The organism is Stenotrophomonas maltophilia (assembly GCF_013464485.1).
In the GTDB taxonomy this organism is placed as follows: Bacteria; Pseudomonadota; Gammaproteobacteria; order Xanthomonadales; family Xanthomonadaceae; genus Stenotrophomonas; species Stenotrophomonas maltophilia_AW.
On the sequence record NZ_RAUX01000062.1, the window covers coordinates 1 to 23,165 of the forward strand.

At 66.5% G+C, this 23,165-nt stretch carries 17 protein-coding genes; 15 read left to right on the forward strand and 2 right to left on the reverse strand.

The window, feature by feature from the left end:
- Positions 1 to 567 precede the first annotated feature (567 nt).
- From D7Y61_RS21205 to D7Y61_RS21225, 5 genes are all read left to right on the forward strand, one after another.
- A complete protein-coding gene (locus D7Y61_RS21205) occupies positions 568 to 1,743 on the forward strand; it encodes a phosphoglycerate kinase (protein ID WP_180869149.1) in 1,176 nt (391 codons plus the stop codon).
- The gene (locus D7Y61_RS21210) at positions 1,740 to 2,393 is read left to right on the forward strand and encodes an HAD hydrolase-like protein (protein ID WP_180869151.1); all 654 of its coding nucleotides are present in this window, start codon (positions 1,740 to 1,742) and stop codon (positions 2,391 to 2,393) included. The genes D7Y61_RS21205 and D7Y61_RS21210 overlap by 4 nt, the downstream gene beginning before the upstream one ends.
- 210 nt (positions 2,394 to 2,603) lie before the next feature.
- Positions 2,604 to 4,070 carry a pyruvate kinase gene (gene pyk, locus D7Y61_RS21215; protein WP_180869153.1) on the forward strand — a complete coding sequence of 489 codons (1,467 nt, stop codon included), beginning with the start codon at positions 2,604 to 2,606 and terminating at the stop codon, positions 4,068 to 4,070.
- Between the two features lie 197 nt (positions 4,071 to 4,267).
- Entirely contained in the window at positions 4,268 to 5,272 is a 1,005-nt protein-coding gene (locus D7Y61_RS21220; RefSeq protein WP_049427418.1) for a class I fructose-bisphosphate aldolase, read from the forward strand.
- 128 nt (positions 5,273 to 5,400) lie between these two features.
- Positions 5,401 to 6,546 (forward strand): ABC transporter substrate-binding protein, encoded by a 1,146-nt coding sequence (locus tag D7Y61_RS21225; RefSeq protein ID WP_180869155.1) that lies wholly within the window; start codon positions 5,401 to 5,403, stop codon positions 6,544 to 6,546.
- A gap of 91 nt (positions 6,547 to 6,637) precedes the next feature.
- On the opposite strand, the gene D7Y61_RS21230 is transcribed toward D7Y61_RS21225, so the two are convergent.
- Positions 6,638 to 7,237 (reverse strand): O-acetyl-ADP-ribose deacetylase, encoded by a 600-nt coding sequence (locus tag D7Y61_RS21230; RefSeq protein ID WP_180869157.1) that lies wholly within the window; start codon positions 7,235 to 7,237, stop codon positions 6,638 to 6,640.
- Between the two features lie 232 nt (positions 7,238 to 7,469).
- Positions 7,470 to 8,429: a cysteine synthase A gene (cysK, locus tag D7Y61_RS21235; RefSeq protein ID WP_180869159.1), complete on the reverse strand. Its 960-nt coding sequence runs from the start codon at positions 8,427 to 8,429 to the stop codon at positions 7,470 to 7,472.
- Positions 8,430 to 8,637: 208 nt separating this feature from the next.
- On the opposite strand from cysK, the gene D7Y61_RS21240 reads away from it, so the two are divergent.
- The 10 genes from D7Y61_RS21240 to D7Y61_RS21285 all read left to right on the forward strand — a co-directional run bounded on the left by D7Y61_RS21240 (position 8,638) and on the right by D7Y61_RS21285 (position 23,134).
- The gene (locus D7Y61_RS21240) at positions 8,638 to 9,621 is read left to right on the forward strand and encodes a LysR family transcriptional regulator (protein WP_180869161.1); all 984 of its coding nucleotides are present in this window, start codon (positions 8,638 to 8,640) and stop codon (positions 9,619 to 9,621) included.
- A gap of 698 nt (positions 9,622 to 10,319) precedes the next feature.
- Positions 10,320 to 10,751 (forward strand): DUF2946 family protein, encoded by a 432-nt coding sequence (locus D7Y61_RS21245; RefSeq protein WP_180869163.1) that lies wholly within the window; start codon positions 10,320 to 10,322, stop codon positions 10,749 to 10,751.
- Positions 10,752 to 10,822: 71 nt separating this feature from the next.
- A complete protein-coding gene (locus tag D7Y61_RS21250; protein WP_180869165.1) occupies positions 10,823 to 12,886 on the forward strand; it encodes a TonB-dependent copper receptor in 2,064 nt (687 codons plus the stop codon).
- A 272-nt stretch (positions 12,887 to 13,158) separates the two neighbouring features.
- On the forward strand, positions 13,159 to 14,265 hold the full coding sequence (locus D7Y61_RS21255; protein WP_180869167.1) for an efflux RND transporter periplasmic adaptor subunit: 1,107 nt from the start codon (positions 13,159 to 13,161) through the stop codon (positions 14,263 to 14,265).
- Positions 14,262 to 17,387: an efflux RND transporter permease subunit gene (locus D7Y61_RS21260; protein ID WP_180869169.1), complete on the forward strand. Its 3,126-nt coding sequence runs from the start codon at positions 14,262 to 14,264 to the stop codon at positions 17,385 to 17,387. The genes D7Y61_RS21255 and D7Y61_RS21260 overlap by 4 nt, the downstream gene beginning before the upstream one ends.
- Positions 17,380 to 17,919, forward strand: a complete 540-nt coding sequence (locus D7Y61_RS21265; RefSeq protein ID WP_180869171.1) for a GNAT family N-acetyltransferase — start codon at positions 17,380 to 17,382, stop codon at positions 17,917 to 17,919. The genes D7Y61_RS21260 and D7Y61_RS21265 overlap by 8 nt, the downstream gene beginning before the upstream one ends.
- A 258-nt stretch (positions 17,920 to 18,177) precedes the next feature.
- Entirely contained in the window at positions 18,178 to 19,686 is a 1,509-nt protein-coding gene (locus tag D7Y61_RS21270; protein WP_180869173.1) for an amino acid carrier protein, read from the forward strand.
- Entirely contained in the window at positions 19,687 to 20,520 is an 834-nt protein-coding gene (locus tag D7Y61_RS21275) for a TrmH family RNA methyltransferase (protein WP_180869175.1), read from the forward strand.
- Positions 20,521 to 20,685: 165 nt separating this feature from the next.
- Entirely contained in the window at positions 20,686 to 21,672 is a 987-nt protein-coding gene (locus D7Y61_RS21280) for a hypothetical protein (protein WP_180869177.1), read from the forward strand.
- 10 nt (positions 21,673 to 21,682) lie between these two features.
- On the forward strand, positions 21,683 to 23,134 hold the full coding sequence (locus D7Y61_RS21285; RefSeq protein WP_180869178.1) for an alanine/glycine:cation symporter family protein: 1,452 nt from the start codon (positions 21,683 to 21,685) through the stop codon (positions 23,132 to 23,134).
- The last annotated feature ends 31 nt before the right edge of the window (positions 23,135 to 23,165 follow it).

The following is a 23,165-nucleotide window of genomic DNA, read 5'->3' on the forward strand; positions in this document are numbered from 1 at the left end:
CCGGCGGGGGGGGGGGGGGGGGGGGGGGGGCKGGSGGGACGCCGTGAATCCGTCCYTGGAGGCTTAGCCGCGCCATCCATGGCGCGGATACCCCTGCCCAGCCCACCCGCCCGGCCTCTGACGGTTTCCGTGTGCGTCCACCCACGGAAGAGAAAAAAGAAGAGCAAAAGCAAAAGCAGCTTGGCTGCGCGCTCCTTGTAGAGCCGAGCCCACGCTCGGCTCTACATTTTTTCCCGACACCAGAAACCGCTCTTGCCTCTGCCTTTGCCATCCGCTCTTCCTCATGAACCTGCCGAGGCCGGGGCGGTGTGGGCTGGCAGGGGTGTCAGCCGCATGGATGCGGCTGCCAAGCCTCCAGGGATGGATTCACGGCGTCCCCTGCCAGCCCACACCGCCCCGGCTCACCCACAGCATCACAAGGCGCCAGCGCTTTGGCTTTGGCTCTGGCTGTTGCTGTTGCTTTTGCGCCTCTGCCTGCCGCAGGCATCGGCCCTGCCACCACCCGCACCCGATACAATGGCCGTCTGCCGTACCCCGGCATCCCGTCCCTGAGCCAAAGAGTTGCCCATGTCCATCGTCCGCATGACCGACCTCGACCTCTCCGGCAAGCGCGTACTGATCCGCCAGGATCTGAACGTGCCGATCGAGAATGGCCGCATCACTTCCGAACAGCGCATCACCGCTTCGCTGCCGACGCTCAAGCGCGCACTGGAGCAGGGCGCTGCGGTGATGGTCACCTCGCACCTGGGGCGCCCGAAGGAAGGCGTGTGGAGCGAAGCTGATTCGCTGGCTCCGGTCGCCGCCCGCCTGTCCGAACTGCTCGGCCGCGAAGTTCCGCTGGTGCGCGATTGGATCGAAGGCGTCGACGTGCAGCCGGGCCAGCTGGTGCTGCTGGAAAACTGCCGCATGAACGTCGGCGAGGGCAAGGACGATGAAGCCCTGTCGAAGCAGTACGCCGCGCTGTGCGATGTGTTCGTGATGGATGCCTTCGGTACCGCGCACCGCGCGCAGGCGTCCACTCACGGCGTCATCCGCTTCGCCCCGGTGGCTGCCGGTGGCCCGCTGCTGATGGCCGAGCTGGATGCACTGGCGCAGGCACTGGATGCACCGGCCAAGCCGCTGCTGGCCATTGTGGCCGGCAGCAAGGTCAGCACCAAGCTGGAACTGCTGGCCAACCTGGTCGGCAAGGTCGATCAGCTGATCGTTGGTGGTGGCATCGCCAACACCTTCATCGCCGCCGCCGGCTACAACGTCGGCAAGTCGCTGTACGAACCGGACCTGCTGGATACCGCAAAGAAGATCGTGGCCGATGCCAAGGCGCGTGGCGCTGACATTCCGTTGCCGGTGGATGTGGTCACCGCCAAGCAGTTCCTGCCCGACGCCGTCGCGGAAGTGAAGGCGGTCGACGCCGTCGCCGAAGACGACCTGATCCTGGACATCGGCCCGCAGACCGCCGCGCAGTATGCGCAGCTGATCGAAAAGGCCGGCACCGTGGTGTGGAATGGTCCGGTAGGCGTGTTCGAGTTCGAAGCCTTCAGCAAGGGTACCGAAGCACTGGCCCGCGCCATCGCCAGCTCGCCGGCCTTCTCCATCGCGGGCGGCGGCGACACCCTGGCGGCGGTCGACAAGTTCGATATCGCCAAGGACGTCAGCTACATCTCCACCGGTGGCGGCGCGTTCCTGGAGTTCTTGGAAGGCAAGACCCTGCCGGCAGTGGCGGCACTCGACGCGCGCGGCGCATGAGTGCCGACCACGGCAAGGATGTCCTGTTCTTCGACCTGGACGGCACGCTGATCGATTCGCAGGTGGGCATCACCGCCTGCATCGCCTACGCGCTGCAGAAGATGGACCATCCGGTGCCGGCGCAGGAAACGCTGCTGGGCTGGATCGGTCCGTCGCTGCGGACCACCTTCGCGCCGCTGTTCGGTGAGCCGGCGCGGGTGGAACAGGCGGTGGGCTACTACCGTGAGCGCTTCGACGCCGAAGGCTGGCGCGAGCACACGGTATACCCGAAGATTGAAGACACGCTGCGCACGCTGCATGGTCGTGGCCACCGCCTGGCGGTGGTCACTGCCAAGAACGAGCCGCACGCGCGGCGCATCCTCGCCCATCTACCATTTGGTGGATTGTTCGAGGAGATCGTCGGTTCGACCCTGGACGGTTCGCGCAGCCACAAGTCGGAACTGGTCGGCGAGGCATTGCGCAGGTTGCGGGTGCTGCCTGCGCAGTGCTGGATGATCGGCGACCGCCGCATGGACATCGAGGGCGCGCGCCACCACGGTCTGCGAAGCGTGGGCGTGCTGTGGGGCTTTGGTGGTGAAGCGGAACTCACTGAAGCCGGTGCGGGCCAGCTGGCACGCGAGCCGGCACAGCTGACGACGTTGTTGTCCTAGGCCCCTGTAGAGCCGAGCCCATGCTCGGCTGCTTCGGCGTGTGACCAGCCGAGCATGGGCTCGGCTCTACAGAATGCCCTGCGCCAGCGTATGTCCGGAGCATGTCCGCTCCATGACCCGCGAAGTCAGGCAGCACAAGGCTGTAACCGTATACATGCGGCGTGAAGGATGTGCTAATTTCCGTTCTTTATCGGGAGAGGCCCATTCACCATGTTCGAGCGTCAGCGTCGCACCAAGATCCTTGCCACCCTCGGCCCGGCCACTGATCCGCCGGGCGTGCTGGAGGATCTGTTCCGCGCCGGCGTCAACGTAGTGCGCCTCAACTTCAGCCATGGTGACCCCTCCGGCCAGGCCAAGCGGGCCGCCGAAGTACGTGCCGCCGCCGCCCGCGTGGGCGTGGAAGTGGGCATCCTGGCCGACCTGCCGGGCCCGAAGATCCGCATCGAGCGCTTCGCCGAAGGCAAGGTGCAGCTGAAGGCAGGCAATCGTTTCGATCTGATCGCCAGCACCAGCGCCGGCCCGGGTGATGCCACCCAGGTCGGTGTCAGCTACCTCGGCCTGCCGCAGGACGTCGGCCCGGGTGATGTGCTGCTGCTGGACGACGGCCTGATGCAGCTGCAGGTGGTGGAGGTGCAGGGCGACCGCATCATCAACACCGTGCTCAACGACGGCGTGCTGTCCGATCGCAAGGGCCTGAACAAGCAGGGCGGCGGCCTGTCGCTGGGCGCGCTGACCGAGCGTGACAAGGAGCTGATCGGCATCGTCGCCAAGATCGGCGTCGACTTCATCGCCGTGTCGTTCTGCCGCAACGCGCAGGACATGAACGATGCGCGTGACATCGCCCGCTCGCATGGCTGTGATGCTGCGCTGGTGTCGAAGATCGAGCGCACCGAGGCCATCGAGAACCTGGAAGAAATCGTCGAGGCCAGTGACGTGGTGATGGTGGCCCGTGGCGACCTCGGCGTGGAAATCGGCGATGCCGAACTGCCGGGCCTGCAGAAGAAGATCATCAAGGCCTCGCTGGCGCAGAACAAGGTGGTGATCACCGCCACGCAGATGCTGCAGTCGATGGTGGAAAGCCCGATTCCCACCCGCGCGGAAGTGCTGGACGTGGCCAACTCGGTCATCGATGGTACCGATGCGGTGATGTTGTCGGCCGAGACTGCTGCAGGTGCCTGGCCGGTGAAAGCCGTGGAGGCGATGGCACGTATCTGCCTGGGTGCCGAACGCCAGTTCCAGACCGAGACCGACTTCAATGCATCGCCGCGCAACCTGGAACGTGCCGACCAGGCCATCGCCATGGCCACCATGTTCCTGTCGCAGCACGTGGGCGTGCGCGCGATCGTGGCGATGACCGAATCCGGTGGCACCGCGCGTTACCTGTCGCGCTTCCGCGCCAAGGCGCCGGTGTTCGCGGTCACCCGGCATGACGGTGCACGTCGGCAGATGGCGCTGATGCGCGACGTCTATCCGATCAACTTCGACAGCCGTGGCCTGACTCCACGCGAAGCCGCACGCGGCAGCATCCGCCTGCTGGTCGAAGCCGATCTGCTGCAGGCCGGCGACCGCGTCGTGTTCACCAGCGGCGAACACATGGAAACCCTGGGCGCGACCAACACCCTGCGCCTGCTGGAAGTGGGCGACGACGGCCGCGCCATCGGCCTGGGCGACCTGTAAGAAGGGTCCACATCGGGTCGGAGCCGCTGCGCGGATCCGACCCGGGGTCAGATCCCCGCAGGGGCTCTGACCCCAACCCAGCAGGACATCCGTTGTCCTGTGCGGACATTGGAATCGTTTCCAGACTGGCCTGCACGTCGGGGCAACGGGTAGCGGGGCTATACTTACGTTTTTCCCGCACCCGCCACAGGAAGTACATGAGCATCGAACAGCTGGCCGAAACCGCCCAGGCCATGGTTGCCCCGGGCAAGGGCATCATCGCGATCGACGAATCCACCGCTACCATCGCCAAGCGTTTCGCTGGCGTCGGCATCGAGAACACCGAGGAGAACCGTCGCGCCTATCGCGAGCTGCTGCTGACCACGCCGAAGCTCAACGAGCATATTTCCGGCGCCATCCTGTACGACGAAACCATCCGCCAGTCGACCAAGGACGGCGTGCCGTTCGCCAAGTACATGGCCGACCACGGCATGATTCCGGGCATCAAGGTGGACAAGGGCGCGCACCCGCTGGCCGGCTGCCCGGGCGAGCTGGTCACCGAAGGCCTGGACGGCCTGCGCGAGCGCCTGCAGGAGTACTACAAGCTGGGCGCGCGCTTCGCCAAGTGGCGTGCGGTCATCAACATCGGCGAGAGCATTCCGTCGGGCACCTGCATCGAGTCCAACGCGCACGCGCTGGCCCGCTATGCGGCGCTGTGCCAGGAATGCGGCCTGGTGCCGATGGTCGAGCCGGAAGTGATCATGGACGGCGACCACGACATCGAGACCTGCTACGAAGTCACCGAAGCCACCCTGCGTTCGCTGTTCGACGCGCTGTACCAGCAGAACGTGCTGCTGGAAGGCACCATCCTGAAGGCGTCGATGGTCATCTCCGGCAAGAACTGCGATGAGCAGGCCGATGTCGAGGAAGTGGCCGAGTCGACCGTGATGTGCCTGAAGAGCACCGTGCCGGCGATCCTGCCGGGCGTGGTGTTCCTGTCCGGTGGCCAGAGCGACGAGCAGTCCACCGAGCACCTGAATGCGATGAACCAGCTGGGCAACCTGCCGTGGCCGCTGAGCTTCTCCTACGGCCGCGCCATGCAGCAGGCCGCGCTGAAGCTGTGGGCCAAGGACATGAAGGGCAACTACGCCGCTGCCCAGAAAACCGTGTACGAGCGTGCCAAGGACAACGGCCTGGCCGCGCTGGGCAAGTGGAACGGTTGATCCGTCCCATCGCTGGATGAACAGAGCGACGCCGGCATCACGCCGGCGTTTGCTTTTGCGGGTATCTTTTCCGCCCCGCGCGCCCGGCCGGTGCGTGGGAACTACATGGAAGGCCAAGGAGAAACAACATGCGTTTGGCAGCAATCACACTGACCGTAGCCACGGTCCTGGTCGCAGGCGGGTGCAATCGCATCGGTGGCGGTGCAGAGGCAGGCAAGGCCGCGTCGCTCGATTTCGACAAGCCTGTGTCCGGCGAGATCACTTCGCGAAGCGGCATCAACTTCAACGACGGCAGCCACCACCAGCTTTACCAGATCAAGCTGGACGACAAGGATCTGGTCGGCCTGAAGCTGACCGGAGCCCTCAGCGGCTCGATCGCCGTGTTCAACAACGGCAGCCTGATCTCCACCAGCAACACCGGTTATGAGCGTGAAGGCGACGTTTCGCTGGCGTTCCGGGCCAATGGCAGCGGCACCTACCAGGTGGCGGTCAATGCCGATGGCCCGACCGCCTTTGGTCCGTACCGCCTGCGCGCCGAGAAGCTCAAACCGTATGACGGCAAGCCGCTGGTGGGTAGTGGCGAAGTCGTGGACATGCTGGCCAGCGATTCGCAGGACTACACGCTGCAGGTGGAGAAGGAAGGCCTGTACGAAATCCGTCTGGTATCGGACGTGTTCGATCCGGTCTTGAAGCTGTCCGGGCAAGGCGTGGATGCCGAGAACGACGATGGTGGTGACAGCACCAACTCACGCCTGAGCCTGTCGCTGAAGCCGGGCAAGTACACCCTGACCGCACGCGGTCTTGGCAGCGGCGTCAACGGCATGTTCACCCTGTCGGCTGCCCGCATCGAACTGCCGGGCAATCTGGTCGAGCGCGATGGCACCGCCCTGCCGAAGTCGGGCAGTGCCTACACCATGCTGGACAACGAAGGTCGCCGCCGCTTCCTGCTGACCCTGGATCGTCCTGCCGATGTGCGCCTGGATGCGATCTCCGGCCAGGTCGACACCGTGCTGCGTGTTGTCGGTGGCGACGTCGAGCTGACTGACGACGATGGTGGCAATGGCACCAACGCGCGACTGGAAGAAACGCTGCCGGCGGGCCACTACACCGTGGACGTGTCCAGCCTGAACAACGGTGCGGGCCTGGTGGAAGTGCGCGTGCAGGTGGACGGTGCCAGCGCTGACGGTGCTGCCGCATCCGCGGCCCGCGCTGCTGCCGACGCTGCAGCCGCGGTGGCAGACGATGCTGCGGCCGTGGAAGCTGCCAGCCGTTGAGCAGGTCCACGCCCAGCGTGGATGACATCAACGGTGCAACGGAAAAGGCCGGGCAATGCCCGGCCTTTTCTTTTCCATGCTGCGTCGAATTTCAATGCGCAGCGGCAAGGCCTGCATCGCCGAGCGGTGGCAGTATCGTGCCGCGTGGCTCGCTTTCCGTGCTTTGGCCGGCGGCGGCCAAAGCCTGCTGGTAGGCTTTGGCGGTGGCCGTGTTGAACGCGACCAGCACGATGCGCATCGGTTGCGCGTGGCTGCGCTGCCATGCCAGCGTTTCTGTCACCGCGACCTGCGCGGCCTGGTACAGCGGATAGCCGTACACCCCGCAGCTGATAGCGGGGAACGCGATCGACCGCACACCCAGTGATTCGGCCAGTTGCAGCGATTTCCAGTAGCAGTTGGCCAGCAGTGCGGGTTCGTCACGCTGGCCGTCGTGCCAGACCGGGCCGACGGTGTGCAGTACATGGCGTGCCGGCAGCGCATGGGCACCGGTGGCGCGCACTTCGCCGGTCGGGCAACGCACGCCCGGGCGCAGCTCCGGCAGCTGCTCGCATTCGGCCAGCAATGCGGGGCCAGCGGCACGATGGATCGCGCCGTCGACACCGCCGCCACCGAGCAGTGTTTCATTGGCCGCGTTGACGATCGCATCCACCGCCAGGGTCGTGATGTCGCCCTGCCAAACTTCGATCTTCATGCGTCCGTCTCCTGCCTGTGAGGTGATCCGCGCAGCATCTGCGCCGGCTGTTCCCACGGTAGGGGACAGGGCATCGATACTGCGTCATGACCGTCTCACGCGCTGCGATCCGACGGCCTTCACGCACGATGGCGGGCGACGCCTTCACGCAGCCTGAAGCAGGGCGCATGCCGGGCACGGCCCGGCGCTACCCGCAGTCGCACGTCGGTAGCGCCGGGCCCGGCGGATCGCATCACGGCAGGCCGGCCAGCCACTCGTCGTCGGAGCCTTCGTTCACATCGGCAAACAGCGGTGTGGAGAAGTAGCGTTCACCGGTGTCCGGCAGCATGGCCAGAATCACTGAACCCGGTTCGGCACGTGTGGCCACGTCCAGTGCGCTGGCCACGGTGGCGCCGGCGGAGATGCCGACGAAGATGCCTTCCTCCGCGGCCAGTCGACGTGCGGTGGTGATCGCGCGGTCATCGTCGACCGAGACCAGCTCATCCACCACATCGCGGTTGAGCACGTCCGGCACGAAGTCCGGGGTCCAGCCCTGGATCTTGTGCGGCTTCCAGTCATCGCCCTTCAGCAGTGCGGCGCCGGCCGGTTCGGTGGCGATGATGCGGGTCTGCGGGCGAGCGACTTTCAGTACTTCACCCACGCCGGTGAGCGTGCCGCCGGTGCCCCAGCCGCTGACGAAGTAGTCCAGCCGCTTGCCGGCGAAGTCGCGCAGGATTTCCGCGGCGGTGGTGTTGCGGTGATACGCCGGATTGGCCGGATTGGCGAACTGGCTGGCCAGGAACCAGCCGTGCTGCTCGGCCAGCTCGCGTGCCTTGCGCACCATGCCGCTGCCGCGTTCGGCGGCCGGGGTCAGGATCACCTTGGCGCCATAGGCACGCATCAGCTTGCGCCGTTCCACCGAGAAGGTCTCGACCATGGTCGCTACGAACTTGTAGCCGCGCGCGGCGGCGACCATCGCCAGCGCTACGCCGGTGTTGCCCGAGGTGGCCTCCACGATCGTGTCGCCCGGCTTGAGCAGGCCGCGTGCTTCGGCGTCGAGGATGATCGCCAGCGCCAGGCGGTCCTTCACCGAGCCGCCCGGGTTGAACGACTCGACCTTGGCGTAGAGGCTGACCTGCGGCGGTGCCAGGCGCTGCAGCTTGACGATGGGGGTGTTGCCGACGGTATCGAGGATGGAGTCGTACAGGGCCATGGAAGCGCTCCGGAAACGGGGCCGCGCCGGGCTTCGGCGGGCGAAGGGGGAGGGCTGGCTGTTCAGGCCAGCGGCTGCCGGCTGACCGTAGCGCCGGCATATGACCCCCGGAAATGACCAGATACCTTTCTTAAACAACCTTTGGTTATAAGCTGGTGACGGCAATTGACCCTAGAGTGGACCTCCGCCCCACGCCGCCCGCCTGCCCATGACGCTGACCCAGCTGCGCTACCTGGTTGCCATCGCCGACGCCGAGCTGAACATCACGCTGGCCGCCTCGCGCGTGCACGCCACCCAGCCTGGCCTGTCCAAGCAGCTCAAGCAGCTGGAGGACGAGCTCGGCTTCCTGTTGTTCGTGCGCAAGGGCCGCAGCCTGGAGTCGGTCACTCCGGCCGGCACCGAGGTGATCGCCCGCGCCCGCGCGGTGCTGGCCGAGGCCAACAACATCCGCACCTACGCCGCCAACCAGCGCCGCGAAAGCCAGGGTCAGCTGATCCTGACCACCACCCACACCCAGGCGCGCTTCGTGCTTCCGCCGGCGGTGGCGGCGATCAAGCAGGCTTACCCGCAGGTCAGCGTGCACCTGCAGCAGGCCGGTGAGGCCGACGCGCTGGACCGCCTGAACCAGGGTGATGCCGATATCGCGATCATCAGTACCGCCGGTGGCGAACCGACCGATGGCATCGCGGTGCCGCTGTTCCGCTGGCGGCGCCTGGTGGTGGTGCCGAAGGGCCACCCGCTGGACCGCGCCGGCCGCGCCCCGGACCTGGTCGCGCTGGCCCGCCAGCCATTGATCAGCTACGAATCTTCGACCCGTCCGAACTCGTCGCTGCAACGCGCCTTCGCCGCCAACGGGTTGGTGCCCGACCTGGCACTGACCGCGCTCGACGCTGACCTGATCAAGACCTACGTGCGCACCGGACTGGGCGTAGGGCTGCTGGCCGAAATGGCGGTCAGCTCCAACGACGAAGACCTGAGATCGTGGCCTGCGCCGGATCCGATCAGCGAGTGCATTGCCTGGGCGGTTCTGCCGCGCGACCGGGTGCTGCGTGATTACGCGCTGGAACTGGTGCATGTGCTGGCACCGCAGATTGATCCGCGCGATCTGCGAAGGGTTCTGGATGGCAACCAGGCCGCCGCGTGGCCGGTGCCACCGACCTGGGAGTCACTGACCCAGACCATCACGGTGTGAGGTGGGTCGAGCAGGGCTGCGCCCTGCACCCGAGGTAGTGCCGGCCGCTGGCCGGCAACCTCAGCAGCAACAGCAACAGCAACAGCGGGCTATCCGTGGGATGGCGGGGCGGTGTGGGCAGGCAGGACACGCCGTAAACCCATCCATGGGGGCTCGATGGCGCCATCCATGGCGCCAACGGTCCTGCCTGCCCACACCGCCCCACCCCTGACAGATTCCGGCGGCTGTTGGTAGGTGTCGACCTTGGTCGACACGGTAGATCCACGCCATGCGTGGATTCTTTTCGATTCCAATTCGAAATATTTGATTTCGATGGAGATTCATCCACGCATGGCGTGGATCTACAGCAGATCGCGGAGATCTGTCGAAGGTGGGGTGGGTCCGGTTGCGGGAGTGTCCGCAGCATGGATGCCGCGGCCAAGCCCCCAAGGGTGAGGGCGCTTTGCTTGCGAAGCACTGCTTCGCAAGCGCCCGAACGCACAGCCGCCAGCGGCTGGGCCGGACCGCGGAGCGGGGTTTACGGCGTCTCCCGCAACCGGACCCACCCCGCCTACCCACAGGAAGCCAGCTTTTGATGTTGCTTCGGCTCTTGCCGTGGACGTGGCCTCTGCAGGTGCAGGGCGCAGCCCTGCCGACAAACCCCCTCCTGCGACGGTTCGTCGCACTGGCAACCCTGGACCCGCCTCTACACTAGCCGGGTGACCCGCCTGTCCCGCCCGCAACACCTTCTGCTCCAGCTCGCCGTCCTGGCGACGCTGCTGATGGTGCTTGCGCCACTGGTCAGCCGCGCGCTGCAGGCGCCGCCGATGGAGCACGCCGCAATGGCGGGCATGGACCACGCCGCCATGGGCCATGACATGCACAACATGGCCATGGCCGGGCACGATCAGCACGGCGCTGCGCCGGCAGCGCCCAACCGCCCCGCCGATCCCCACGCCATGCACGGCGAAGCCTGCGAGTACTGCGTGCTGGCCATGCGCCTGCTGCCATGGCTGGCGCTGCTGGTACTGCTGTTGCCGTTGCTGTGGCGGCCGCGCCTGGTGTTCCCGTGGTCGCAGCAGGTGCTGCCCGCGCTGCACTGGCCTGCACATGCCGCACGTGGGCCACCGCACGTCTCCATCGTCCGCTGATATCCCCATGAATCTGCCGCACGACGCCTGACCGGGCGCCGTGCGCGCGTGCGTACCCTGGAGCTGTTCCGATGAAAATGATCTCCCGCCCCGCGGGCGCCTGCGCGCGCCTGCCGGTTGCCCTTGGCCTGGCCGTGGCCGCGTCACTGGCCCACGCTGCACCCTCCGAGCAGGCCCGCACTCTCGATACCGTGGTGGTCACCGCCGCCGCACCGTCTTCGCCGCTGCACTGGGTGACCGATCCACGCCTGCCGCGGCAGCCGGTGCCGGCCAGTGATGGCGCCGATTACCTGAAGACCGTTCCCGGCTTCTCCGCCATCCGCAATGGCGGCACCAACGGCGACCCGGTGCTGCGCGGCATGTTCGGTTCGCGCCTGAACATCCTCAGCAACGATGGCAACCTGATCGGTGCCTGCCCGTCGCGCATGGACAATCCGCTGTCCTACATCGCGCCGGAGAGCTTCGACCGGCTGACCATCATCAAGGGCCCGCAGAGCGTGCGTTGGGGCGCGGGTGCGTCGGCAGGTACCGTGCGCTTCGAGCGCGATACGCCGCGCTTCGAAGAACCGGGCCTGCGTGCCGATGCCAGTGCGCTGGTCGGTTCGCGCAACCGCAACGACCAGGTGCTCGACCTGACCCTGGGCAACCCGACCGGTTACGTGCGTGCCAGCGGCAACCGCTCCGAAGCCGATGACTACAAGGACGGCCACGGCGATGTGGTGCCATCGAAGTGGCGCAAGTGGAACGGTGACGTGGCCATCGGCTGGACGCCGGACGCCGATACGCTGCTGGAAATCTCCGCCGGTGCCGGCGATGCCATCGCACGCTACGCGGGACGCGGCATGGACGGCGCCGCGTTCGAGCGCACCAGCTACGCGGCACGATTCGAGAAGCGCAACCTGCCGGGCGCGTGGGACACGGTGCAGGCCAACGTGTACTACAACGAAGCCGACCACGTGATGGACAACTACACGCTGCGCACGCCGAATCCCGACAGCATGATGCCGATGCCGATGGCGTCGAATGTGGACCGCCGAACCCAGGGCGGCCGCGTCAGTTCCGAGTGGCGCTGGCAGGACGTGCAGCTGGTGGCGGGTGTGGATGGCGAAGACAGCCGCCATCGTGGACGCATGGGCATGGGGCGTGACACCTACCGCCAGGCCGCCTGGCAGACCGATGCCAACTTCCGCCGCTATGGCGTGTTCACCGAACTGACGTTGGGCGCCGGCACCGACCAGCGCTGGATCAGTGGCCTGCGCATCGATCGCGCCAGCGTGCGCGATGAGCGGCAGTCGATCCGCGGCATGATGGGGAACATGCCCAATCCGACCTCGGGCCAGCGTCGCAAGGAATGGCTGGGCAGTGGTTTCCTGCGCTACGAGCAGGACCTGGCCGACGGCCTGACCTGGTATGCCGGTCTCGGCCACAGCCAGCGCATGCCCGACTACTGGGAGCTGTTTTCGCCCGATCACGGCCCGGCCGGTGCACCGAACGCGTTTGCCGGCGTTCAGCCGGAGCGCACCACCCAGCTCGACGTCGGCCTGCAGTACAAGGGGCCACGTGTGCAAGCCTGGGTCTCGGCTTACGCCGGGCAGATCCGGGACTACATCCTGTTCATCTACCACGGCAGGGGCATGATGGGCATGAGCCAGGCCAGCAACATCGATGCGCGCATCGCCGGTGCCGAGGCGGGGCTGGAAGTAAGTCTGGCCGAGCAGTGGAAGCTGGGGGGCACGCTGGCCTACGCCTGGGGCGAGAACCGCGACCAGCAGCGTCCGCTGCCGCAGATGCCGCCGCTGGAAGCGCGCCTGAGTGCGAACTGGGAAGGCCAGCGCTGGAGTGCCGGAGCACTGCTGCGTGCGGTCACCCACCAGCATCGTGTCGCAGATGGCCAAGGTAACGTGGTCGCCCAGGACCTCGGGCGGAGTGCCGGTTTCGCCACGTTCGCGCTCAATGCGGCGTACCGGTTCAATTCGCAGCTGCAGCTCAGCGCGGGTGTCGACAACCTGTTCGACCGAGCCTACAGCGAGCACCTGAACCTGGCTGGCAGTGCCGACTTCGGCTTCCCGGCCGACCCGGTGCGCATCAATGAGCCGGGCCGCAGCGTGTGGATGAAGGTGAATTACCGGTATTGATCGGCCGGGAGAAAAAACGGGGCCGGATCCCCGCCAGGATCCGCCCCCTGCCCAACGCCCTCCGTCGGGCAGTTTCGACTCTACGATGACAGCGTCGGCAATGGTTGATTCGATACACCCCGACACACGCCGACACTGCAGCCAGCAGCCTTGCATGGAACGAGTTCAAGGCGCCATCACGGCGCCGGTTCCACGCCGGTAAACGCTTGGCACATACCGCTTTTGCGGGCCTTTGCCTACACTCGGCGGCCGTGGATCACTCAGGACCGTTCATGTTGGCTCGTATCGCTTCGACCCTGGCCCTTGGCCTCAGCCTGGCCATGCTGGCCGGGTGCGCAGGCAAACAGGAGGCCGCCGAGCGTCGGCAGGGCGAAGCAGTGCCGGTCACGGCGCAGGTCGTGCAGCCCACGCAGTGGAACGATACCCTGCAGGCGCTGGGCACCGCCAAGGCACGCGAGTCGATCAGCGTTACCGCCAAGGTCAGCGAAATCGTCGAGAAGGTGCATTTCGAAAGCGGCCAGCACATTGCTGCCGGAGCACCGATCGTGACCTTGCGCGGGCAGGCCCAGGAGGCGGCGCTGGTGCAGGCGCAGGCCACCTTCCGCGAGGCCGACCAGCTGTACAAGCGCCAGCGGGAGCTGGCCACGCAACGGCTGGTCTCCAGCGCCACGCTGGATACGCAGAAGTCGATCCGTGATGCCGCCGAGGCGCGCGTGGCGCAGATGCAGTCGGACATCGGTGACCGTCGCGTCCGCGCGCCGTTTGCCGGCGTGCTTGGCATCCGCCAGGTCAGCCCGGGTACGCTGCTGACGCCGACTACGGTGATCGCCACGCTCGACGATATCGAGCACATGCACATCGATTTCCAGGTGCCGGAAGTGGAACTGGCCGCACTGGGCGTCGGTGACAAGGTCAGCGCCACCAGCGTGGCGTGGCCGGGCCGAAGCTTCGAAGGCGTGGTCAGCACCATCGATGCACGTATCGATCCGGCCACCCGCGCGGTGACCGTGCGCGCCGACTTCGCCAACGGCGACCACGCACTGCGCCCGGGCATGCTGCTGGACGTGCGCCTGTTCCGTCCCGAGCGCCCGGCGCTGGTGGTGCCGGAAATCGCCGTGGTGCAGGTCGGCCGCGACACGTTCGTGTACCGCATCAGGAGCGATGACAGCGTCGAGCGCGTGGACGTGGTCACCGGCGCGCGCCGTGCCGGCGTGGTTGAGATCAAGCAGGGCCTGGACGCTGGCCAGCGCATCGTGGTCGATGGCACCGGCAAGCTGCGCCCGGGCCTGAAGGTCGCAGCCAAGGATGCGGCACCTGCCAGCGGTGCCAAGCCGGCTGACGCGCCGGCACCGGTCGCGGCCGAGGGCCACGGCGGATGAAGCTCTCCGACGTCTCCATCCAGCGGCCGGTGTTCGCCGTGGTGATGAGCCTGCTGTTGCTGGTGCTGGGCGTGATGTCCTTCACCCGCTTGACCCTGCGCGAACTGCCTGCCATCGATCCACCGATCGTGTCGGTGTCGGTGGACTACACCGGCGCCTCGGCGGCGGTCATCGAAAGCCGCATCACCCAGGTGCTGGAAGACGCGCTGGCCGGCATCGAAGGCATCGATACGATCAACGCACGCAGCACCAACGGCCGCTCGCAGGTCAGCATCGAGTTCACCTCCAACCGCGATATCGAAGCGGCGGCCAACGACGTGCGCGATGCGGTCAGCCGTGTTGCCGACCGCATGCCGGAAGAAGCGCGTCCGCCGGAAATCGCCAAGGTCGAAAGCGATGCCGACCCGATCATCTGGTTCAACATGGTCTCCTCGACCATGGACACGCTGGAACTGAGCGACTACGCCGACCGTTATGTGGTCGATCGTTTTTCCAGCCTCGATGGCGTGGCCCAGGTCCGCATCGGTGGCCGCCAGCGCTATGCGATGCGCATCTGGCTGGACCGTGACCAGCTGGCCGCGCGCGGGCTGACCACTGGCGATGTGGAGAACGCACTGCGCAACGAGAACGTGGAGCTGCCGGCCGGCCGCATCGAGTCGACCGACCGCGATTTCACCCTGCGCGTGGAACGCAACTACATCAAGCCCGAAGACTTCGCCACCATTCCGCTGGGCAAGGGCCGCGACGGCTACGTGGTGCGCATGGGCGACGTGGCGAAGATCGAGCTTGCCTCGGCCGAGCGTCGCGCGTATTACCGCAGCAACGGCGAGCCCGGCATCGGCCTGGGCATCGTCAAGACCTCCACCGCCAACTCGCTGGACGTGGCGCGCACCGCGCGTGCCGAAGCCGAGCGTGTGGGGCTGTCGCTGCCCAAGGGCACGCAGATCTTCGTTGCCTTCGACAACACCACCTTCATCGAGGCCGCAGTGGACCGCGTCTACGCGACGCTGGTTGAGGCGATGATTCTGGTGCTGGCGGTGATCTGGCTGTTCCTGGGCAGCTTCCGCGCCGCGCTGATTCCGGCGGTGACTGTGCCGGTCTGCCTGGTGGCTGCGTTCATCGCACTGTATGCGTTCGACTTCTCGATCAATCTGCTGACCCTGCTTGCCCTGGTGCTGTGCATCGGCCTGGTGGTTGACGACGCGATCGTGGTGGTGGAGAACGTGCAGCGTCGCATCGACCTGGGCGAGCCCCCACTGGTGGCCTCCAAGCGCGGTACCACGCAGGTTGCCTTCGCGGTGATCGCCACCACCGCCGTGCTGGTGGCGGTGTTCCTGCCGGTCGGCTTCCTGGAAGGCAATACCGGCCGCCTGTTCCGCGAACTGGCGGTGGCGCTGGCGGCAGCGGTGGCGTTGTCCGCGTTCGTGGCGCTAACGCTGACGCCGATGATGGCTTCCAAGCTGCTCAAGCCGCACACCGGGCAGGCACCGCGTGGCCTGCATGGCTTCATCTACCGCAACCTGGAACGCCTGGCCTCGGGCTATGGCCGCGTGCTCGACCACCATGTCGACCGCACCTGGATCTACCTGCTGGTGATGGTGGCCGCACTGGCTGCCAGCTGGGGCCTGCTGAAGCTGCTGCCGTCGGAGCTGGCGCCAGCCGAAGACCGCGGTTCGTTCCAGATCATGATCGACGGCCCGGAAGGCGCCGGCTACGACTACACCGTGCAACAGGTGCAACAGGTGGAGGCGATGCTCGCGCCGCATGTCGGTCCGGACAAGCCGATCGTGCGTGCCAACCCGCGCGTACCCGGTGGCTGGGGCGCCAGCGAGGAAATGCACACCGGCCGTGTCAGCATCTTCCTGCAGCCGTGGCGCCAGCGCAGCGAGGGAACTCCGGACGTGGCCAATGAGCTGCAGAAGGAACTGGACACCATCCGTGGTGTGCGCGTGCGTACGCAGGTGGGTGGTGGCCTGGTGCGCAGCGGCGGCCAGCCGTTCCAGATCGTGCTGGGCGGCCCGGAATATGCCGAGATTGCGCAGTGGCGAGACCGCGTCCTGCTGCGCATGGCCGACAACCCGGGTCTGGTCGGCCCTGACTCGGACTACAAGGAAACACGGCCGCAGATGCGGGTGAACATCGACCGCCAGCGTGCCGCCGACCTCGGCGTGCCGGTCACCGCGATCGGTTCGGCGCTGGAAACCATGATGGGGTCGCGCCGTGTCACCACCTTCGTCGACAATGGCGAGGAGTACGACGTGCTGGTGCAGGCGGGGCGCGATGGCCGTGCCAGCCCGGCCGACCTGGCCGCGATCCGCGTGCGTGCCGCCTCCGGCGAACTCGTGCCGCTGTCCAACCTGGTCACGCTCAGTGAAGTGGCCGAGGCGGGCACCCTGAACCGCTTCAACCGCCTGCGCTCGATCACCATCACCGCCGGCCTCGCGCCGGGCTATCCGCTGGGCGAGGCCATTGCCTGGGCACAGAACGTCGCCCGCGAAGAGCTGCCGCAGTACGCGCAGGTGAACTGGAAGGGCGAATCGCGCGAGTACCAGAGTGCCGGTGGCGCAGTGCTGCTGACCTTCGCCATGGCCCTGCTGGTGGTGTACCTGGTGCTGGCCGCGCAGTTCGAAAGCTTCATCCACCCGCTCACCATCATGTTGACCGTGCCGCTGGGCGTGCTGGGTGCGCTGGTCGGCCTGTGGGTGAGTGGCGGCACGGTGAACCTGTTCAGCCAGATCGGCATCGTCATGCTGGTCGGCCTGGCCGCGAAGAACGGCATCCTCATCGTCGAATTCGCCAACCAGCTGCGCGACGACGGGCGTACGGTGCGCGAAGCGATCATCGAATCGGCGATGGTTCGCCTGCGCCCCATCCTGATGACCTCGATCGCCACCGTGGTTGGCGCCATCCCGCTGGTGGTGGCCGGTGGCCCCGGTTCGGCCAGCCGTGGCACCATCGGCATCGTGATCATCTTCGGCGTGACCCTCTCGACGTTCCTGTCGCTGTTCGTGGTGCCGGCCTTCTACGCGCGGCTGGCCCCCTATACCCGCTCGCCGGAAGCGGTGAAGCGCGAACTGGAGAAGCAGGAGGCCGAGTCGCCCTCGGTGGGGGGCCATGCCTGATCCGACCCCAACACTGCAGGGTGAAGGATTCGTCCTGCGCCCCTGGCGCCCCGGCGATCTGGAATCGCTGCTGCGCCACGCCAACGACGCCGAGGTGTCGCGGGGCCTGCGCGATCGCTTCCCGTACCCCTATACGCGCGAGGATGGCGAAGCCTTCCTGGCTGGCCGTGTGCTGGCACCCGGCACGCTCAACCTGGCGATCGAAATCGATGGCCAGGCCTGCGGCAGCGTCGGCGCCCAGCAGGGCAGTGCCGAGCGCGGCCACATGGCAGAACTGGGCTATTGGCTGGGCCGGGCCTACTGGGGCCAGGGCCTGATGACCCGGGTGGTGGGCCTGTTCGCGCCGTGGGTGATGGACGAACTGTGCCTGTTCAGGTTGCAGGCCGGGGTGGTCGACTTCAACCTTGGTTCGGCGCGGGTACTGGAAAAGAACGGCTTCCAGGAAGAAGGCGTGGATCGCTGTGCGGTCTACAAGCGCGGCGTACTGCACGACCTGCGCCGCTTCGCCCGGGTGCGCACGCAGCTGCCCTGAGCAGGCGGGGAGGGTGTAGAGTCGACTGTCAGTCGACTATCGCGCGCAGCGCGGGCTCTTCTGCAACCGGGGCCAACGGCAGTCGACCAACAGTCGACACTACCGGGCGTCAGGGCGTCAGCGCGGCCATCCCACCACCCAGTCCCGCAGCCCCCCATTGATCCGGCGCTACCGCAGCGGCCTTCGATCAGGGAGAATCGACCGGTCCCCTCCAGCCGACGGGACGTCCTTACAACCCGCCGACTGGAGAGAGCGCGCGTGGAAGCTACCGTACATTTCATCAACAGCATCATCTGGAGCAAGGCACTGATCTTCATGTGCCTGGCCGCCGGCCTGTTCTTCAGCCTGCGCACGCGCTTCATGCAGATCCGCGGCTTCTTCGAGATGTGCCGCCTCACCGTCAAGGGTGAGAAATCCGACGCCGGCGTGTCCTCGTTCCAGGCCCTGGCCATGTCGATGGCCGGCCGCATGGGCATCGGCAACATCGCCGGTGTGGCCACGGCCATCGCCTTCGGTGGTCCCGGTGCGATCTTCTGGATGTGGGTGATGGGCTTCCTCGGGGCGTCCACCTCGTACGTGGAATGCACCCTGGCGCAGATCTACAAGACCAAGGACGCCGAAGGCCGCTACCGCGGTGGCCCGGCGTACTACATTGAAAAGGCCATGGGCCTGAAGTGGTACGCGCTGGCCTTCGCCTTCGCCACGATCATCGCTGCCGGCTTCCTGATGCCGGGCGTACAGGCCAATGCCATCGCCGACAGCATCATCAACGCCTGCCGTGGTACCGCGCTGTGCGGCCCGCTCGATGGCCAGGCCTTCGGCATGGAATCGGTGCAGGCGCTCAAGCTGGGCATCGGCATCGTGGTTGCGCTGCTGCTGGGCGTGGTGATCTTCGGTGGCGTCAAGCGCATCGCCAACTTCGCCGAAGTGGTGGTGCCGTTCATGGCAGCGGGCTTCATCCTGATGGCCATCATCATCATGATCATCAACTACGATCGCGTGCCGGAAATGTTCGGCATCATCTTCAAGAGTGCCTTCGGCACGCACGCGGCCTTCGGTGCGATGATGGGCCTGGCAGTGGAGTGGGGCATCAAGCGCGGCATCTATGCCAACGAAGCCGGCCAGGGTTCGGGCCCGCATGCGGCGGCCGCCTCGGAAGTCTCACACCCGGCCAAGCAGGGCTACGTGCAGGCGTTCGCCATCTATTTCGACACCATGATGGTGTGCACCGCCACCGCGTTCCTGATCCTGGCCAGCGGCACCTACAACGTGTACTCGCCAGTGGAAGGCGCGGCACCGATCTTCCAGGGCCTGGCGGGCATTCCGGAAGGTGCGGGCTACGCGCAGGCCGGCGTTGAAGCGGTGCTGCCGGGCTGGGGTTCGGCGTTCGTCTCGATCGCGATCTTCTTCTTCGCTTTCACCACCATCATGGCGTACTACTACATGGCCGAGACCAACCTCAGCTATGTGAACCACAACAAGAAGCGCCCGCTGACCGTGCTGCTGCTGCGCCTGGGCATCATCGGCATGGTGGTGTTCGGCGCATTCCACAACGCGACCCTGGCCTGGGCGCTGGGTGACATCGGCGTGGGCCTGATGGCCTGGCTGAACATCATCGCCATCCTCATCATCCAGAAGCCGGCGATGCTGGCCCTGCGTGACTACGAACGACAGAAGAAGCTGGGCCTGGACCCGGTGTTCGATCCGGATGCCCTGGGCATCAAGAACGCCGATTTCTGGCGCCAGCGCAAGCAGGAGATTGTGTAAGTGAACAACCCTTGGAACAACCGCCGCCCGTCTGCCCGTCCGCCGCGCGCAACGCCGTTGCCGCGTCCGGAGGCGCCGACCACGGGCGGTGGCGGGCGCGGTGGCAGTGACGAGCTGCGCCTGTACGGCCTGAATGCCGTGCTGGCTGCGTTCGAAGCGCGGCCGCAGGCGCTGCGCAAGCTGTACCTGCTGGAGGCACGCATTCCGCGCCTGCAGCCGCTGCTGAAGTGGTGCGTGGCCAACCGCGTGGGCTATCGCGTGGTCGAAGACGGCGATCTGAACAAGCTTGCCGGTACCACCCACCACGAAGGCGTGGTGGCCGATGTGCTGCGCGCACCGGCACTGCCGCTGGCGCAGTGGCTGGAGCAGACCGGCGACGGCCCGGTACTGGCGTTGTGGCTGGACGGCGTGGGCAATCCGCACAACCTCGGCGCGATCCTGCGCTCGGCCGCGCACTTCGGTGCCAAGGCGCTGCTGCTGCCGGCCGGCAGCACGCTGGCGCTGTCCGGCGCCGCAGCGCGCGTTGCCGAAGGCGGTGCCGAGGCGCTGCCGCTGGTGCAGCTGCCAGAGACCGCAGAGGCGATGGCGCAGCTGCGCAGCGCCGGTTTCGGCCTGGCCGCGACTCTGGTTGATGGCGGTGATGACGTGTTCCGCGCGTCGCTGCCAGCGCGCCTGGTGTACGTGATGGGTGCGGAAGGCGAAGGCATGGACCGTCATCTGGCGAGCCAGTGCGACCTGCAGGTCTCGATTCCCGGCAGTGGCGCGGTGGAGAGCCTGAACGTGGCCTCGGCCACGGCGGTCCTGCTGGCGCAGTGGGCCAGCCGTCACGGCTGAGTGATTGACGGGGTCAGCGCTTTTGCCGCAGGCGAGGGCGCTGACTCGTGCCAGCGAAGGCGGATGCGTCAAGCACAGATGATGTTTTGAAAGTTTCCTTATTGGTCAGCCGCTCCCGGCGATGCAGGGTGGAATTTCATTCCACGTTGCCCAGGAGAGGCTGTCATGTATCACCCGCGCCGTAACCTTGTCGCTTTGCTGGCGCTGGCCAGTGCCTTTACCAGTACCCACGCAGCGGCCGACGAACGCAGCCTTGACGGTGTCAACTTCACTGGCCCGCTGATCACTCCCAACCCGGCAGGGTTGCCGCAGGGCAACTGGTACATCGAGCCTTACCTGGTCAGGGTCGACAGCCGTCACCACTACGACAACAACGGCAATCGTCGCCGCAGCGCCGAGCACAGCGGCGCGTGGGCCACCGTGGTGCCGATCATCTATGGCTTCAGCGATCGGGTCATGGGCCAGGTCAACCTCAGTGCGTCGCGTTCCGAATCCGGCAGCGCGCGCAGCAGTGGCTTCCGGGCCGGTGATACCACGGCACGGCTGCAGTATCTGCTGCAGGCCCCGAATGCGGACGGCACCCGTCCCGCCGTTTCAGTGGCGCTGGTGCAGCGCTTCAGTACCGGCAGCCACGATCGCATCACCGGCAATGCGCTGGATGCGCAGGGCGATGGCGTGCAGCGCACCACCGCTGCGTTGGGCGTGCAGCAGGTAGTGTGGATGGGCAACGAGCGGCCAATGCGCTGGCGCGCCCAGCTCAGCGCGGGGCCTGCACCGTCGCGCACCGCCATTTCCGGCGCCAGTGTGTATGGCACCGATGACAGCTTCCAGGGGCACATCGCGCGTGGTTCGGTGCTGGGTCTGTCGGTGGGGGCCGAGTACAGCTTCAACCCGCGCTGGGTGGGCGTGATGGAAGTGGCTGCCAGCCGCGAGACCGGCCAGCGTCTCAGCGGCTTCGCGCGCAACGCCGGTGGCGCCATCGAGCGCATCGACGAGCATCGTCCGGCCAGCCGCAGCGTCACTCTGGCACCGGCAGTGGAGTACCACTTCAGTCCGTCGCTGGGCTTGATCGCCGGCGTGGAGTTCACCGTGGATGGACGCAACACCGGCCGCATCATCAGCCCCCAGGTCGCCCTGGGCATGTTCTTCTGAGGGGGCGCTGATGAACATCGAATCCATCGTCAACGCCCTGCTGGGCGTCATCTGGAGCCCTTGGCTGGTCGTGCTGTGCCTGCTCACTGGCCTGTACTTCAGCGTGCGCACGCGATTCATCCAGCTGCGCGCGCTGCCGGACATGCTGCGGCTGATGTTCCGGCACGAGCGCTCCGCATCCGGGGTGTCGCCGTTCCAGGCCCTGTCAATCTCGTTGTCCAGCCGCGTTGGCGTCGGCAACATTGCCGGCGTGGCGATGGCGATTGCCTTCGGTGGGCCTGGTGCCATCTTCTGGATGTGGATCGTGGCGTTCCTGGGGGCATCCAGTGCCTTCGTCGAATCCACGCTGGCACAGATATACAAGGACCGCGACGCAAAGGGCCAGTATCGCGGCGGCCCTGCCTACTACATCGAAAAGGGCCTGGGCCAGCGCTGGTACGCGGTGCTGTTCGCACTGGTGACCGTGTTGGCTGGCGCCATGCTGGCCGGCACCCAGTCCAATGCCATCACCAGTGCGGTCAACGAGGCCTGGAACGTGCCGGTGATGACTACTACGGCGATCCTGCTGGTAGTGCTTGGGGCAATCCTGGTGGGTGGCGTGCGGCGCATCGCGCGCGTTGCGGAATGGGTGGTGCCGCTGATGGCAGTGGCCTACCTGCTGGTGGCCGCACTGGTGATGGTGCTCAATGCGGAAAAGGTGCCGGAGGTCATCCAGCTGGTGATACGCAGTGCATTCGGCATGGATGCTGCGTTCGGCGCGATGATCGGTACCGCCATCCAGTGGGGCGTACGCCGCGGTGTGCTGTCCAACGAAGCCGGCATGGGCAGCGGCGCGCATCCGGCTGCCGCAGCGGAGGTCTCGCATCCGGTCAAGCAAGGCCTGGTGCAGTCGTTTTCGGTGTATATCGACACGCTGGTGGTGTGCAGTGCAACGGCGTTCCTGATCCTGTCCACCGGGCTCTACAACGTCTACGACCCTGCGGTGAAGGGTATTCCTGACGAGGCCCGGCTGTTGCTGGGCAATCTGCCAGGTGTAGAGGCGGGGCCACGGTTCGTGCAGCATGCCGTTGAATCCGCACTGCCAGGCTTCGGCCGGTCGTTCGTAGCGCTGGCGATCCTTCCGTTCGCGTTCACTACCATCCTGGCGCTGTACTACATGGCTGAGACCAACGTCAGCTACCTGTGCCGTGATCGTCCATCTCCGTGGGCGATGGGTGGTTTCCAGCTGCTGTTCCTGGCTGCCACAGGCTACTCGGCAGTGAACACCGCCACGGTGGCCTGGGCCTTGGGCGATATCGGCGTGGGCATGATGAGCTGGTTGAACATCATCGCCATCCTGCTGCTACAAAGACCTGCCCTGGCCGCACTGCGCGATTACGAGGCGCAGAAGCGCAGGCAGCGTGATCCACTGTTCAAGCCGCAGACGATCGGGGTAAGCAATACGCGGGTTTGGGAGGGCTGACACGATCAGGGGTCGGRGCCCACGSCAATGG